Source organism: Novosphingobium clariflavum, assembly GCF_026420865.1.
GTDB lineage: Bacteria > Pseudomonadota > Alphaproteobacteria > Sphingomonadales > Sphingomonadaceae > Novosphingobium > Novosphingobium clariflavum.
The window spans coordinates 1-13,803 of sequence record NZ_JAPCWC010000051.1; the positions used below are offsets into that span (position 1 = coordinate 1).

At 62.8% G+C, this 13,803-nt stretch carries 16 protein-coding genes and 1 pseudogene; 13 read left to right on the forward strand and 4 right to left on the reverse strand.

What is annotated here, in order from left to right; genetic code table 11:
- Positions 1-180: hypothetical protein (locus OKA11_RS23610; protein ID WP_267224942.1), on the forward strand; the 180-nt coding region annotated here is incomplete at its 5' end.
- 93 nt (positions 181-273) lie between these two features.
- Here OKA11_RS23610 and OKA11_RS23615 read toward each other — a convergent pair.
- The 4 genes from OKA11_RS23615 to OKA11_RS23630 all read right to left on the reverse strand — a co-directional run bounded on the left by OKA11_RS23615 (position 274) and on the right by OKA11_RS23630 (position 5,877).
- Complete coding sequence (locus OKA11_RS23615; RefSeq protein WP_010409068.1) at positions 274-642, reverse strand: hypothetical protein; 369 nt, start codon at positions 640-642, stop codon at positions 274-276.
- Positions 639-2,747: a site-specific integrase gene (locus OKA11_RS23620; protein ID WP_048939652.1), complete on the reverse strand. Its 2,109-nt coding sequence runs from the start codon at positions 2,745-2,747 to the stop codon at positions 639-641. The genes OKA11_RS23615 and OKA11_RS23620 overlap by 4 nt, the downstream gene beginning before the upstream one ends.
- Positions 2,748-2,749: 2 nt before the next feature.
- Positions 2,750-4,414: a hypothetical protein gene (locus OKA11_RS23625; protein ID WP_048939653.1), complete on the reverse strand. Its 1,665-nt coding sequence runs from the start codon at positions 4,412-4,414 to the stop codon at positions 2,750-2,752.
- 110 nt (positions 4,415-4,524) lie between these two features.
- Positions 4,525-5,877, reverse strand: a complete 1,353-nt coding sequence (locus OKA11_RS23630; RefSeq protein WP_037522502.1) for a tyrosine-type recombinase/integrase — start codon at positions 5,875-5,877, stop codon at positions 4,525-4,527.
- Between the two features lie 172 nt (positions 5,878-6,049).
- Between OKA11_RS23630 and OKA11_RS23635 the strand changes: the two are divergent.
- From OKA11_RS23635 to OKA11_RS23690, 12 genes and pseudogenes are all read left to right on the forward strand, one after another.
- Positions 6,050-6,409: pseudogene (locus tag OKA11_RS23635) on the forward strand (hypothetical protein); the annotation flags it as partial.
- A 43-nt stretch (positions 6,410-6,452) separates the two neighbouring features.
- Positions 6,453-6,812 (forward strand): DUF3768 domain-containing protein, encoded by a 360-nt coding sequence (locus OKA11_RS23640; RefSeq protein ID WP_267224951.1) that lies wholly within the window; start codon positions 6,453-6,455, stop codon positions 6,810-6,812.
- Positions 6,809-7,837, forward strand: coding sequence for a deazapurine DNA modification protein DpdA family protein (locus OKA11_RS23645; RefSeq protein ID WP_267224953.1), 1,029 nt, complete (start codon positions 6,809-6,811; stop codon positions 7,835-7,837). Before OKA11_RS23640 ends, OKA11_RS23645 begins: the two co-directional genes overlap by 4 nt.
- Positions 7,838-7,864: 27 nt before the next feature.
- Positions 7,865-8,689: a Mom family adenine methylcarbamoylation protein gene (locus tag OKA11_RS23650; protein WP_267224956.1), complete on the forward strand. Its 825-nt coding sequence runs from the start codon at positions 7,865-7,867 to the stop codon at positions 8,687-8,689.
- A gap of 79 nt (positions 8,690-8,768) precedes the next feature.
- Positions 8,769-9,083 carry a hypothetical protein gene (locus tag OKA11_RS23655; protein ID WP_267224958.1) on the forward strand — a complete coding sequence of 105 codons (315 nt, stop codon included), beginning with the start codon at positions 8,769-8,771 and terminating at the stop codon, positions 9,081-9,083.
- Between the two features lie 62 nt (positions 9,084-9,145).
- Positions 9,146-9,655 (forward strand): hypothetical protein, encoded by a 510-nt coding sequence (locus tag OKA11_RS23660; protein ID WP_267224960.1) that lies wholly within the window; start codon positions 9,146-9,148, stop codon positions 9,653-9,655.
- Positions 9,656-9,730: 75 nt separating this feature from the next.
- Positions 9,731-10,396 carry a hypothetical protein gene (locus tag OKA11_RS23665; protein ID WP_267224962.1) on the forward strand — a complete coding sequence of 222 codons (666 nt, stop codon included), beginning with the start codon at positions 9,731-9,733 and terminating at the stop codon, positions 10,394-10,396.
- Between the two features lie 6 nt (positions 10,397-10,402).
- Positions 10,403-11,524 carry a phosphoadenosine phosphosulfate reductase domain-containing protein gene (locus tag OKA11_RS23670; protein WP_267224964.1) on the forward strand — a complete coding sequence of 374 codons (1,122 nt, stop codon included), beginning with the start codon at positions 10,403-10,405 and terminating at the stop codon, positions 11,522-11,524.
- 21 nt (positions 11,525-11,545) lie between these two features.
- On the forward strand, positions 11,546-12,100 hold the full coding sequence (locus tag OKA11_RS23675; RefSeq protein ID WP_267224967.1) for a hypothetical protein: 555 nt from the start codon (positions 11,546-11,548) through the stop codon (positions 12,098-12,100).
- Positions 12,101-12,202: 102 nt separating this feature from the next.
- Entirely contained in the window at positions 12,203-12,487 is a 285-nt protein-coding gene (locus tag OKA11_RS23680; protein WP_267224969.1) for a hypothetical protein, read from the forward strand.
- 28 nt (positions 12,488-12,515) lie between these two features.
- A complete protein-coding gene (locus OKA11_RS23685) occupies positions 12,516-13,049 on the forward strand; it encodes a hypothetical protein (RefSeq protein WP_267224970.1) in 534 nt (177 codons plus the stop codon).
- Positions 13,050-13,168: 119 nt separating this feature from the next.
- The gene (locus OKA11_RS23690) at positions 13,169-13,693 is read left to right on the forward strand and encodes a hypothetical protein (RefSeq protein WP_267224972.1); all 525 of its coding nucleotides are present in this window, start codon (positions 13,169-13,171) and stop codon (positions 13,691-13,693) included.
- The last annotated feature ends 110 nt before the right edge of the window (positions 13,694-13,803 follow it).

A 13,803-nucleotide genomic window follows, 5' to 3' on the forward strand; every position in this document is an offset into this window, starting at 1 on the left:
AATCGCGGTCATTTACATGCGAGATACCCATTCAAGCTGCTGGTCGCAGGCGGGCCGTTGATTGAGGGAATTCTTCGTCGAGTGATGGGCCCAACCAAAATCCATCAAGCGTTGTGCAGGGGAGGATCAGTGCTGCGCAAGCGGGGAGGGTTTTACACTGAACCTGCCTTCAATGCGTAGCCCGCCCGTGGCGGTCTCGCGTCGCCATGTAGCGTAGAGCGAATTGAGCGTGCAACGTGGCGTCGATTGTAATGTCCTCAGGACTTGCTCGCATCATGAGTCGGCCGGCCGTGGTTTTGGCAGCATTGAGCGCAATTGCCGGAGTTCCGCGTCTTTGGCTTCCAACGCAGCCTCCAGCATGATGATACGATTGAGCAACTGGTTGATCACGTTTCGCAGCTCGGCCTTGCCGCTCGTGCTTTGTGGTTTAGCCTTCGGCGGCTTCGGAGCTTCATCGAACAAAGCGAGAAGTTTGGAGCATCGATAGGCCGTCGCTCGACTGACCCCCGCCTCGCGCGCAACATTGGTTATGCTCAGCTTGCCATTCGTCGCGGTGCCTTTGCCGTCGCGCAAGCGGTTATAGGCGTCAAGCAGCGCGACGGTGGCTTGCGATTTCCGGGGAGGGTTCGCTTTCGTCGTCATCGTTCGACCTGTTCCAGCAACTGCCTGTAAATATCGATCTGTGCCTCAATGGCGTGTTTCTGGATCGGGCTGATGTTCTTGCCATTTTTCATGGTCTCGGCATCTGCGATGCATGATTGCAGAGCCAGCACATGCCGCCTCGCCACCACGCTGTTCGGACAACGAGCAGGCTGGCACCTCGTAAATGCCGGCTGCGCCTCAGCTCCTTTCACCTTCAAGCAGAGGGCGTGGTCGGCATAGAAGAAGCAGTCGTTGATATAACCCGGATGAAGCGTGACGGCGGTGTTCGAGAGCATTTTTGCGCGGCGCCGATCATCAACGACCGTGCCGGGCAGATCTCCGATCTTGTTTCTGATGCTTGTAAATTCGGCGACGAGTTTCGATCGCATGGGGCCGCCTGGATTGATCCCTGCCTTCCAGTCCTCGTACATCTCGACGATATCGCTGAGCTGAGCGAGGCGACGTTCCTCTTCGATCTCCGAACGGAAGCCGGATTGGGAAGTGCCCGCATAGCCTTCGAACATCATGGCGCTCGCGTGCCCATATTGTATCATGCCCGCGATCACGCCGAAGGGCTGACTGGCGATGTACCATGCAAGGGTGCGGCGGAGCTGACGCGTGCGCCACCGCCAGGGTTCATCACCCTCGTCCGGGATATGATAAAGTGCCAGTATGCGGTCGGCTTCGGCGGGCGCCGCCGCTGCCATTTCTTCGGCGAGCCGGCGACACTCTTTGGCAAAGTAATTCAGGTATACGGTCGATTGATGCGCCGTAAGCTGGACATTGCCCACCCCCCGAATCAAGGCCGGTTTGAACAGGGGCTCATCATCTCGCGGCGCTTCCGTTCGATCGGCGCTGTTGTGTAGATAGTCCTGCAACCGTATTGCTGCCAATACGGCCCTGGCAACAGGCTCTATCACGGTCCAGCGATGTTCAGCGCCGTCGACGTTTTTACGGGTTTTGAAGATTCTTCCGACGAGTTCGTAGCCCTTAACCTTCCCATGTTCGTCGCGCATGAGTCTGAGGCAACCACGCTTGAGCGCGGCCGCTTCCTCGCCGCGCATTCCTGATAATAGGCCGATTACGAGATAGCACGCGGCTATCGCCGGTATGAAGGTATAACGGCTGCTGAAGCTGGGAAGATGCGACCGCCACGCAATGTTTGTTCCTGGCATGCTGGCCCAACCACTGCTTGCGCCTGGGCGCTCGGTTCCGAGTTGCGAGATTGCCTTCTCGAGCATAGCTGAGCGTGCCTTCAGCACTGCCACGCCGAGGCCGCTGGCCTTGCAGATTTCTGGCCACGCGGGTCGACCATCTTGGGTCGCCGGTACTCCAGAGCCCGATGCTTCAAGCGCATCCAAATAAGCGCGCAGGCGCTGGTCGCTTAGTTTCGGTGACACTCTCTGCCGACGCGCGGCGATGTTGATGCCAGCTATACGATGTCGGGCGATAAGATCGTCGATCCCATGATGGACGTAGAACATGGCCCACCGCAACGCCGGCGCGCTAATGGCTTCCGGTATTCGCGGTGTGACATTTTCTCGGCCACCCCGGTATCCCGCGATCCTAGTCGCTGAACGGTTACCCCAAGGAGCTATCTCGATTCCCCGGAACGACAGGGAGGGCGTATAGAGCGCAAGTCGCCGTACGCAGAGGATCTTGTAGACAAGAGTTGCCGGTGCGAGGTGCCGCTTCGCGGACAGCCACTGATCCAGCCAAGGCTGATCGATCTCGTGGAGTCGAAGTCCGGCTTCCCGCACTTCTTGTAGAAAATGCCGGATTATATTGCCGACCTGCATCAGCGAACCAGGTTTCAGGACGCCGAGGCGGCCGCGCACATTGTCTCGGGAGTCGTAGTTTAAAGACAGGAACAGGTATTCTCGTATGAGCTCCCGCTCATCAGCATCGGCGATCCGACCGAAGCAGATACAGGCTTCATGGGCCTTTGTCGGCCGCGCGATGGCACATTCGAGCAGCCACTTATCGTCCCCGACCAGAGAGATATTCTGCTGCTCACGGCCACTCACGACCATCTGGGGCGGAATCACCAATGCCGAACGGTCAATCCGCCAAGATGCTTCGGCACGTTCCAGAACCCGACGCATGTTCAGCCCCGCTGAAGATGTGGCGGCAGCGCTGGCGCCACAGCGGCATTTTCCGCCGTGGACCGAGCCTGTTCGATATCGCCAGCGTCGAACACGGGGAGTATCTGTACCATAATTCGATTATGGTCGGCGCTGTAGCGCTCGTGCCACTCCGCTTCCGTCATGACGGCGCGCCGTTCAGCTAGCCATGTCAGATAGGTCAGCAATGCAGGCAGTTTTCGTGCGGTGAACACTGCATTCGAGCAATGGAGGCAGCCGGTGAACGCGGTGGCGCAGGAGCCGTTGTCGTTCCGCCCAAGAGGGCTCGACCAAAAGCCGGAACACATGCCAAGGAACGTATCGGCATCGCCTGAGACCAACGACGCGACCGCGCCTGCGTCGAGCTTTTGGTTTCCGATCGAGAGGCCGGATGCGAGCGCGCTGACTTCCTCCTTCGGTGGCAGGACCAACGGCATCATCGCCATGTCGAACAGTTGACCTTCAGCGACCGCTACCGAGCGTGCATGCTCTTCTCGAAGCCCGTCCACCGCGGCATAATGCCGAGCGGCAACTGGCTTCGAGTGATCGCTCGCGAAGCGCCGAAGGTGGCCTGTGTGGCGCAAGTAATTGTCCCGCTTCACCGTCTTCCTTAGCCGGGCGGGAACGATCTTGGTTATCGGCTTGCCCGCTTCGTCGACGAGCCCAAGGCTCCTGATCGCGGCATAGAAGTTGTGGGTAGAAAGGCTGAACCGCCGCCAGCTCGGCAGTCCGGCTGCAACGAAGCCCACCCACAGGTAATCCGCATTCGGGTCCCCTCGATCGGCCATTCGCTCGGCGGCGGGTCGGGATAGTTCGAGGGCAAGGCGAACGAGTCCGCCGGGCGTATTAATTCCACCATCACGCACGCGTTCGCGCTTGATCTTCGCGCGGGGGCCGCCTCGTCCCTTTGTGTATTCAATGGAGACGTACCCTCTCGCGGGGTTCTTCAGGCAGTCGCGCCGCAGGGTCCGCAGGCATTCTATCGGCATTTCGACCCGGAGCGCGATGGCGATGATGAAGCAGATCGCATCAGGCAGGGTCAGAACGAGAAGATCGCTGGCCGCGGCGATGGCAACCTTGCGATATTTGAACATGTCGAACTCGCTTCGAGCGGGGCGCGTGCCGTCGGCGACCCTCAGGAACACATTCTCAAAGCGGCTCCTCTCCGGCTTGTTTCGCAAAGCTTCGATCTGCTCGCGGCCCGACAAGATCCTTTCGCGTGTAGCTACCACGCTGCGATCAGCGGCGTCTTTCAGGACGCGAGCGACGAACGGTGTCAACGGTTCGCGGGGCCGTAATGCCGTTCCGTTGTGCCGGCTCGTGAAGTTGATCCGCGCCTTCAGATCCGGACGAAGCAGATCAGGGTTTCGTTCGTCTATCGCGCGAAGGCCGTGAACAAGGCAACGGAACCGGGAGTATTGACCCCGAACGTCGCAGGCATCGATGTCAGCGGCCGTGATCACGCGAAGCCCCCCGTTGAGGCGCCCGCTGGAGGACAGATGTTTCCCGAGCGGGATCCAGCTCTGTCGATACTGTTCGACACTCGGGACGGCCAGGCCGGCGAACAGCTCGTTCATCATCGGCCCAAGGTACAAGGCAAGATCGCGACCCAGGCCTTCGTTCCCCACCTCGTGCAGCAACCAGGTCATTTCGCGCCCGACACCGTCACGATGATGATAGGCTACGATCGCGTCGGCTCGCGGCTCCTCATCCTGCTGCGGAGGTAAATCGCGGAACGAGAGGCGAGGGCGACCCACTGCTAGAAGAAGCCCATCAGACGAGAGTCCAGCGCCTCGGCCGCCTGATCTACGATTTCGAAGGCTTCATCGAGGTAGGTGAGATATTTTTCAGTGGTCAGGACGCTGGCGTGACCCAGCCATCGCTGGACCCGGCGCAAGGGGTCGCTGACAACCTTCATGTAGATTTCCTCGGTTCGATCCGGGACAGATCGATCGTCGAGCCTCATCACTTCCGCTTTGACGAGGTGTGTAAGCCAGTAGACGGCAAAGGTATGCCGGAGGGTATGGGGCGATACGTGTAGGTCCCAGCCCATGTCCTCCGACAACTTCTTGCTGGTACGCCGGAATATCGACTGCCATGCCGCGGGGGTGAGGGCTTGGCCGTCCTGCGCCAGCCACAATGCTGCCGGCTGCGCACTTTCCAATGGTGCGCCCGATCCGGGCAGCAATAGGAGGTTGCGTCGTTCGTCGATGCGCAGAGTCGCCAGTGATCGAGGGCGCCGCTCGCCCTTGATCAAAACGCGTTGCCCGCCTGCAAGCGTGCCGATGAGCGGCTGCCGCATGGTCCGGACCCCACCCGCGCGTCGCCAGCGATCGACCAACTGGCTCCGCTCCTCGCGAATATAAGCGTCGATGAAGTTACTGGCTACCCGCCTCGGGAACGGCACTGATCGAGGTTTGCGCCCTTTGGTGATTCTGGCGGGCAGGTCGATCATGGTGCTGCGACAGCCGTGAAAGACGCGGGCGTTCGTCGTCGGAAGCTCACCGATCAGAAGGCTTGCGCCTTCTTCGAGCCTAACCCCTGTCGTCACAAGCAGCTCGGCGAACGCGGCATCGCGCATCGGATTCCGCCGGTGAGTGATGCCGTTCGCGTAACCCCCACCGAGCAGGCCTTGGTCTCGGAACAGAACGTAATCCTCGAGCGGGATCATGCGGATCGTATCTTCGGCAACCGCGCCATCACGGCGGAATCTGGTTTTCGGCGCAACTGATATCAGTCCTGCGTCCTCGCTGGCGGCCCATTGATAGAACCGCGTTAGCGCCGCAGAGGTGCGCTTCCAAGACGATCCCGATAGTCGGAGCTCGCCCGGCCCTTCGAGCCGAAGGCTGCGATATTTCCCTACGTCGGCACTCGATGCGTCGAGTAACGACTTTGAACGCGCATCCCGCAGGTAACGGGCAAAGACCTGAAGATCTCGAGCATAGTGGCCTGCGCTGGCAAGGGACACGCCATCGGATCGCAGGAACGTGATGAACGAATTGACTTCTACAACGGGGCTTCCGTCGGAATGAAGGAGAGAAGGGAGATTTGTTTCGGGTAAGTATTTGATTGCGTCCTGCTTTATGGAGTCATCAAGCGCAGGCCGGATCATCGTCCCATCAAGAAGTATAGGCTCGACGCCGAGCCAAGGATCGAACGGGAAAAGATGCACTGAACCCTCGACATGACACTGGGCGTTTCCATTTTATTGCCCCGACCCGATCGATAATGGGACAATATCCTTATCCCGTCAAAGGGAATGGATCGTCTCAATGGCGACATAATGGCTGTGCATCGCCAACCGGCCCGAGGAAATCCGCGCGCTTCCCGCATGGTGCCTGCGCCTCATCGTTCTGGTCGAGGCGCGCGCCGCGCCGCGACTGCATACTGTCGAAGGTCTGTGGCGCAGGACGACCCGGGCGCGGCCCGGCTCGATGACGCTCTTCATTCGGGCCGAGCAGCTGCTTCCCCCGGATGAAATCGACCGCATCGTGCGCGACGCGCCGACAGACCTCATCCGGTTCCAGGACGTTGCGGGCCAGATACCCATCGGCGAGCGACCGACGATGACCGACTGGCTCGATCGCTTCCATGCCGCTTTCCCCCAACGAGGCCGCGGACCCGCGCACGCGATCGCCGCCTGACCGCATTTCGCAAAACCCAACCCCGCAAACGGAAGGATCGATCATGATCTGCGCCGCCACCGATACGCGCATCGACACCATAGGCCGCCTCAACGACCGTTGCCGCCAAGGCCTCGATCGCACCGCCCGCATCGTCGTCACCCGTACCTGCCTCGGCGCTCTTGCCGGCGATACGCCTGCGTCCGAAGCGATCGCACAGGCCCATCTCCTCCAGGCCCTGCGCCGCTGCACGTTCGACCCCCGCGACAGGGAGCGCAATCGCGGCGAGTTTACCGTTGGCGACGTCCGCGTCTTCTTCTCGATCGACTATTATGACGAAAGCCTCGAATATGGCTCCGAGGACCCCGCTGACGCGCGCATCACGCGCCGCGTGCTGACGCTCATGCTGCGAGAAGATCTGTGACGATCGAAATCGTCCTTGGCCTCCCCCATCTGGCGAACGGCCCGCTTCTGGCGCGCGCTGCCGCGCTGCGCGCGCCCGTTCTGATCTCGGCCAATTGCCTGTCGCGCTGGCGCAAGGGCGATGGGTGGCGTCAATGGTCCGGATGGCGAACCGGGACCCTCGCCCATGCGAGAGGCCTCGCAAGTCTCGACCTCGATTCCGCAGGCTACACCATGATGGTGCGCTACCGCGGCCTGCCATGGTCGATCGCCGATTATATGACCCTGGCCGCATCCTATCCCTTTCGGCGCATATCGTCGGTCGATTACTGCTGCGAGCACGAAGTCGCCCATGACCGGGAAGAGGTTCTCGACCGCATCGCGCGCACTGCCGCAACCAACCGCGAATGCTTCGCACGCGCCGGCGATCTCGGCATCCGCCAACGGTTCATGCCGGTGATCCAGGGCCGCGAGCCCGACGACTATGCACGATCGCTCGATTCCATCGACGCGATCGTCCTTCCCGGCTCGGTCATCGGTGTCGGCAGCATGTGCCGTCGGCCGACCCACGGACCCCAGGGACTGATCGCCGTCGTCGAACGGCTCACCCATAACCTGCCCATCGGGACGAAGGCACATCTCTTCGGGGTCAAGGGCGACGCTCTGCCTTATCTTGCGCCTTTCGCACGCTGGATTGCCTCGATCGACAGCCAGGGATGGGGCATCGCGGCACGCCGGCATGCCCTGCGGCATCGCATCTCCAAGACGGACCGGCTTGCAGCCGACTTCATGGAACGCTGGTATCGAACCCAATGCGAGCGTCTGCTCGAACCCCCGCGCTTCGTGACCGAGGCCGCAGACATCCCGGTCCGGCCCCCGCCGCTCGATCCGTGGGAACAAGCCATCGCGCAGGCGCGGGCGGAAATCCGCGACCTTATAGAAACCGGCGAGCTCGACCATGACGCGATGACAGATGCCTGGGTCGAGGGCTGGGCCGCGGACATCTGGCACAGCCGGCGCCCCGAGACGTCGCGCTACGCTGCCTGACACGCTTCACGGCCCAAGGACGCTCCCATGCTCACCACCCGTTCACAACGCTGGCGCGACCGGCGCAGCCTCTTCGTCTCGAACGACACGGTGATCGAGCCGTCGCGCTATGCCGTCGATGCCGTCAGCCACGAGATCGCCAGGGCGTTCCTCGCCGATCATCATTACCTGCCCCGCTATCCCGCCGCCCAGCTGGCGTGCGGCCTGTTCGGCCCGGGCGCCGCGGGGCGTTCCTCGCTCGTAGGTCTGATCGTCTTCGGCGTGCCCGCGAGCAACGCGGTGATTTGCCGGCACACCGGCTATGCCGATGCTGCACGCGGCTGCGTCCTTCAGCGTCTCCTGTGCCTGCCCAGTGTCGCAGCCAACGGCGAGAGCTTCTTTACAGCCCGTGCCTTCAGGTTGTTGCGCCAGGCTAAACCTGCCATCGATGCCGTCGTCAGCTTTTCCGATCCTGCCTTCGGTCATTGCGGCGTCGTCTATGCCGCTCTCTCCGGGGCCTATCGGGGCACAACGAGGCCGAGGACTGTCCTGCGCCTCGCCGGGCAGACGATATCCGGGCGCGCCCTCTCCAAAATCCGCTCACTCGATTCAGGACATGGCGGCGCAATCGCCCACCTTGTGAATCTTGGCGCGCCTGCGCCCATGTCCGGCGAACATCCCGCCGACTGGCTCACCCGCCTGACCAAACGCGGCATCCTCACGCGCGATCGCCAAAGCCCGCTGTTTACCTATTGCTTCGAGTTGACCCGCGACGCGCGCCGAAGAGGCCAGGACCTGCCTCGACTTGCCTATCCGCGCCGAAGCGACGTCATTCGCGATCGCCTGTCCCAAGGCGTGAACGGCAAAACATAGGATCGGTTTTCGTCACCCGGCATTCTGCAGCGTGACCCGGAAACATTCGTCAGGAATTGACCTTCCAAGGAGACGCGACATGAGCCGTCACGATTTCACCGGCATCGAACCCGATGTCAGCGTCAGCATCGGTTGGGACCGGCCATTGAACAGTTTCTTCGTTCACGTTCTACGACCGCATCCCCATCTCGATGGCGAGGATGACACGATTGTCTGGCACGGGACGGAACCTGGCGAGCTGAAATCGGCTTCCGACGCCATCGCGATCGCGTCACGCTGGGCGCGGCTTCCTGCCGACCTTGGCCGCATTCTCGAAACCGACCGGCTGAAAACGCTCGGCGCAAAGGATGGACCGGCGCAGATCGCGATGAAGCGGCGCCTCTTTGGCGACTGAACCATAGGCAGAAGGTGAGGGGGATGGGCGCGATCGATCAATAGCGATCGACGGAGAACCCCATGCCCCATGTCATCGACCTCGGTGCCGGTCCCACCAACGAGGATTGCGCGCAGCTTGGCCAATCGCCCGACTTCGACGCGCTCAACCGCCTCGAAATCGCAACCTACAAATGCGCGCTGATCGCGCGCTACGGCGCGCCGCCTCCCGGCTGCCGTCTCGCTGCCCTGTCGAACGCCCACGATTTCGGCCGCTACGTCACGCTCGTCCTGCACATCGACGACGAGACCGACGAGGCCGTCTGTGCCTATGCCGAACAGGTCGAGGAGGGCCTTGGCACCTGGCTCGAAGCCGGGTTCAGCGCGCCTGTCATCCATGACGGCGAAACCCCCCGGATCGTGCATCCCGATTCCACCGCCGCGGTCGTGAGCGCCCTGCTCATCACTCGCCCGCGTCCCGACGGGCGCTTCCCGGTCCCCGATTTCGAGACCCTCCACACCAACCTTGCAGGCGCCTTCCCGGACGAGGCCGCGACCGCACGCGCGCGTCTGTCCGACGCCAAAAGCGCCTGACCGCGCCTGTTCCCAACCCTGACGGAGATCAGCATCATGGCGAACACTTACACCAAAGCCGCCTTCACCATCCTCATGAGCCATGCCGACGCCATGCTCCTTCGCGTCGCCGAGCAAGCCTGCGACATCCTCGACACAGGCGGCGAGGACGAGGATCTTGCGCGGCAATATGACGCCCTCGATCCGGCATTCCGGGCTGTCTTCCCCCCTGAAGGCGCCTCGAAGTTCGGAACCTTCCTCGCGATCTTTCCCGATCCTGGCTTCCCCTGTCTCGACTGCGCCATCGACATCCGGTCGAACGACGACAACGACGCTCAAGTCACATTCAGCGGCGAACAGTTCGGCGTCGAACAGGTCGCCAACCTGCTCCTGGCAGCATGCAAATCCGCGCTTCCCTGCGGCTTTGCCTGGGTGTCGGACTGCGACCGGCTTCGTCCCGGCGAATTTGCCGGAGGGTGTGTCGTCGTCACAGGGGACGGCGTCCGCTTCCATTCGACCCAGACGATCCTCGAGCGCGCACTGCACCGCATCGAAGCGGGGGCAGACAGCGGCGTCGATGGCGTCGTGCTCGCCGTTAGCGATCCCTCGAGCGGCGATATCGGCTTCTGGAACGATGCGACCCAAAGTCTCGGATTGCTCTGCCACGCGAGCGTCTATCATCCCTCGCGCGCCGCATCCTGGGAAAACGTGCCATTCGAAGAATTCGACTGGATGGCGCTTCCGCAAAACCTCGCGGCCTGATCGGCCATGGTCACCACCGACACATCGCATCGCATATCCGGTCTGCCCGCGATCGCAGTGCCTCCCGCCATGCTCGAGGCCATCGCAGCAGGCGCATGGATCGTGTTCAACCTTTCGGGCGGCAAGGACAGCTCGGCCGCGATGTTCACGGTCAACCCGCTACTCGACGCACTCGGCCACCCCCGTGAGCGTCGCCTTGCCCTCCATGCCGATCTCGGCCGCGCCGAATGGGACGAGACCCCGGCGACGGTTGAGGATCTTTCCGCTCTGGCAGGTCTGCCCCTTACGATCGTCCGCCGCGCTGCGGGTGATCTGTTCGATCGCTGGGCCAAGCGCTTTGCCAACGGCAAGGCGCGCTACGAGGCGCTCGAAACCTACAATCTGATAGGCCCCTGGTCTTCCTCGGCGCTTCGGTTCTGCACATCCGAGATGAAAGCCCATGTCATCGGCCCGCACCTCGCACGAACCCTCCGCGGCGCGACCATCGTAAATGTCCTGGGACTTCGGCGCGACGAAAGTCCCGCTCGCGCTCACACGCCCGAATGGAAACCCGATCCTCGCTACGCGCCAGCGGGCAATCCCCACGGCACCCGCATGATGCTGTGGAACCCGCTGACGCACTGGACGACGCCGCAAGTGCTGGCTGCCCACGCCACGCTGCATATTCCGCTCCACATCGCCTATACCTGCCATGGCAGTTCGCGCCTTTCCTGCCGCTTCTGCGTTCTCCAATCGCTCGCCGACGCCAGAGCGTCAGCATCGGCGCCGGCCAATCGCGACGCGCTTCTGCATCTGGTCGATCTCGAAGCGAGTTCGACCTTTTCCTTCCAGCCTGGCCGGTGGCTCGCGGACACAGATCCGCGCCTGCTACCCGACGATCTCGCGCGACGGATCGGCACGGCCAAGGCCGACGCCGCCGAGCGTCGCCGCCTCGAAACCGCGATGCCGCCCGAACTGCGCTACGTCAGGGGCTGGCCGCCCCGCATGCCGACCCATGACGAGGCCGCGATCATCACGGCGTCACGGGCACCGATCCTGGCGCGCCACGATCTCTCCAACCTTTACCCGACCGCAAACGCCGTTCGCGCGCGCTTTGCCGACCTCATCGATGTCAGGCGCGCCGCCTGACCCCAGCAAGGACCGCTTCCCATGGCCGATATGACCGATCTCCCCGTCATGAGCCGGGCCGATGCCCTCGCCATCGGCTTTGCCGGGTTCAACGATGTCCCGCACAAGGCGATCGACGTCCCCGACGGGGCGTTCACCATCACCGCAAGAACAAGCGAGGGTCGCCGCGTCACCTTCTGCTTTCTCGAAAAGACCTACGGCGGACCACCCCGGTTCATCGACATCCAGTTCCACGATCGCGGCACCCATATTCCCAACGCCGACGGCGGGGTCTCGCCGACATTCAACGCCTTTGCGATAACCCGCGGCGGACGCTTCGTCGCCGATAGCCGCTCTCTCGACGAAACCCGCAAGCCGACGATCCTGGTCCTCTCGCTCGACAAGGCCGGGGAAGAAGCTGCGCACCCGACACGGCCCGATGGCGGCAGGAAGGACCGCAACCTTGCCGACCTGCTCGACCGCGCCGCAGCGGTCATCGCCGATCCCGACAGCGAGATCCGCTCGGACCGCAACGATCTGGTCGACAGCCTCCATGCCGAGGCCGCGATCCGGCGCCACCGGACCGATGCGTCATGACCGTCCCCACGACGGCACCATCGGACGCCTGACCGAAGGGAGAGGGAAGCGAGGGACTTGGATCGGGGATGAATTCCAGCCCCGGCAACAACGGAGTCCCCCATGCGCAGCATCCTTGCCTTCTACGAGATCGATCGCGCCTATGGCGGCCCTGAAGAGGGCGGTTGGTTCTACGATACCGGCACTTTCGTCCGCGCGATCGCGCTCCATTTCGACGAACGGACCGCGATCGACGCCATGCAGCGAGCCAACCGCCTTCTCGCACGCCTCCAGCACCATCGCACGCCGGTCAGCTCGGTCACCTATAGCGGCGGACGCTATCGGGCCTTCGTTTTTTCCGGACTGCCGCCCGCGCGCTTTCCCGCCGAGCGCCCCCGCTACGCCTGATCCCTCCCACCTCGAAAGGAACAGCGCCATGTACCGCGTCCATTATTACGACAGCAGCGAAGCGGCGTATGACGCCTGCCTCGACACACCCTGCATCGAGGAGGGCGATGTCATCGCCATCCTTTCCGAGCATGTCATCGGTCTCGCCTCGAGCGATCCCATCGCCATCACGCTCGAACATGGCGCGTTCCGCGCCGTTCCCGCGATGCCGGCGTCGCGACTGCTCGAAGAACTGGTGTACGACAGGGACCAGCTGCGACACGCCGTCGAACTGGCACTCGCCCACCATTTGCCGGTCGCACCCCATTTTCTCGCCTTCGCGCTGCGCAACGTGCCCTTGCCTGTCACCTGCACGGTCGTCGCACTGACGCTCGACGACATCATGGTCGCAGTCGACGCGATCCGGCATCACGAGACGCGGCTCAACAAACGCGCCGGACTGGTCGATCCCCAGACGTCGCACGGACTCTTTCTCGCCTCGACGCTGCGCAAGCTCGCGACGGCCCGCAGGCATCTATCCGAGCATCCTCCGCTCGAACATCCCACGCATCCCTCGGGCTGACCCTTATCGTCGCCCCGGCATCGTCGAACGATGCCGGAACCGGCTGCGCCGGCAGGGAAGGGGGAGCGGATCGGCAATCCGGACATGGGGTCCGGATCTCTGCCGAAAGGTCATGACCCATGTGCATCGATCCCAATGCCGAACCCGTCGCCTTCGCGCTCGACACCAAACTCTGCCATCTTTTGCCGACGCTCTCCGACGCGCATCGCGAGGCCATCGCTCACGATCTCGCGCGCACCGCGATCTTCATGGCAACCGCGATGGCAGCGGACATGGCCCAGGATGCCGTAAATGGCCTGGTGCCCATCCCTGCGATGCCCCGTCTCGGCAAGCCGCCTGCGCCCGCGACGGTCCCACCTGCCGAAATCGTCGACATCGTGACGCTGACGCCCGCGATCCCGCCCATCGTCGCTGTCATGCAGAAAACCACCGACGTCACGGTTGCGGGCGTCAGCGAGCGCGACGGCTATACGTTCGGCATCGACAACCGGACCGATCGACTGATCGACATCCGACACGCAGGCAAACGCTGGTGCATGACGCCCGACGACGAATCGAGCGCTGTCGTTTCGCGCGCGATCGGCGCCCTTGTCGCCGCGCATGCTGATATCGGCACTGCCTTGACCCGGCAGATAGCGCGCTGATCGCAGGACATCTGCCCAGCTGAAACTCTCCCCGGCATGGCCGGATCGCACCACCGTCCGCGTGAAGAACGCGGTCGGTGAGGGGCGCATTCGCGCCCTGCCCGGCCAAG

Excerpts from the sequence above, each read along its gene's own strand:
- OKA11_RS23615 (WP_010409068.1), bottom strand. The coding sequence starts at position 642 with ATGACGACGAAAGCGAACCCTCCCCGGAAATCGCAAGCCACCGTCGCG.
- OKA11_RS23620 (WP_048939652.1), bottom strand. The coding sequence starts at position 2,747 with ATGCGTCGGGTTCTGGAACGTGCCGAAGCATCTTGGCGGATTGACCGT.
- OKA11_RS23625 (WP_048939653.1), bottom strand. The coding sequence starts at position 4,414 with ATGACCTGGTTGCTGCACGAGGTGGGGAACGAAGGCCTGGGTCGCGAT.
- OKA11_RS23630 (WP_037522502.1), bottom strand. The coding sequence starts at position 5,877 with ATGATCCGGCCTGCGCTTGATGACTCCATAAAGCAGGACGCAATCAAA.
- OKA11_RS23640 (WP_267224951.1), top strand. The coding sequence starts at position 6,453 with ATGATCTGCGCCGCCACCGATACGCGCATCGACACCATAGGCCGCCTC.
- OKA11_RS23650 (WP_267224956.1), top strand. The coding sequence starts at position 7,865 with ATGCTCACCACCCGTTCACAACGCTGGCGCGACCGGCGCAGCCTCTTC.
- OKA11_RS23655 (WP_267224958.1), top strand. The coding sequence starts at position 8,769 with ATGAGCCGTCACGATTTCACCGGCATCGAACCCGATGTCAGCGTCAGC.
- OKA11_RS23660 (WP_267224960.1), top strand. The coding sequence starts at position 9,146 with ATGCCCCATGTCATCGACCTCGGTGCCGGTCCCACCAACGAGGATTGC.
- OKA11_RS23665 (WP_267224962.1), top strand. The coding sequence starts at position 9,731 with ATGAGCCATGCCGACGCCATGCTCCTTCGCGTCGCCGAGCAAGCCTGC.
- OKA11_RS23670 (WP_267224964.1), top strand. The coding sequence starts at position 10,403 with ATGGTCACCACCGACACATCGCATCGCATATCCGGTCTGCCCGCGATC.
- OKA11_RS23675 (WP_267224967.1), top strand. The coding sequence starts at position 11,546 with ATGGCCGATATGACCGATCTCCCCGTCATGAGCCGGGCCGATGCCCTC.
- OKA11_RS23680 (WP_267224969.1), top strand. The coding sequence starts at position 12,203 with ATGCGCAGCATCCTTGCCTTCTACGAGATCGATCGCGCCTATGGCGGC.
- OKA11_RS23685 (WP_267224970.1), top strand. The coding sequence starts at position 12,516 with ATGTACCGCGTCCATTATTACGACAGCAGCGAAGCGGCGTATGACGCC.
- OKA11_RS23690 (WP_267224972.1), top strand. The coding sequence starts at position 13,169 with ATGTGCATCGATCCCAATGCCGAACCCGTCGCCTTCGCGCTCGACACC.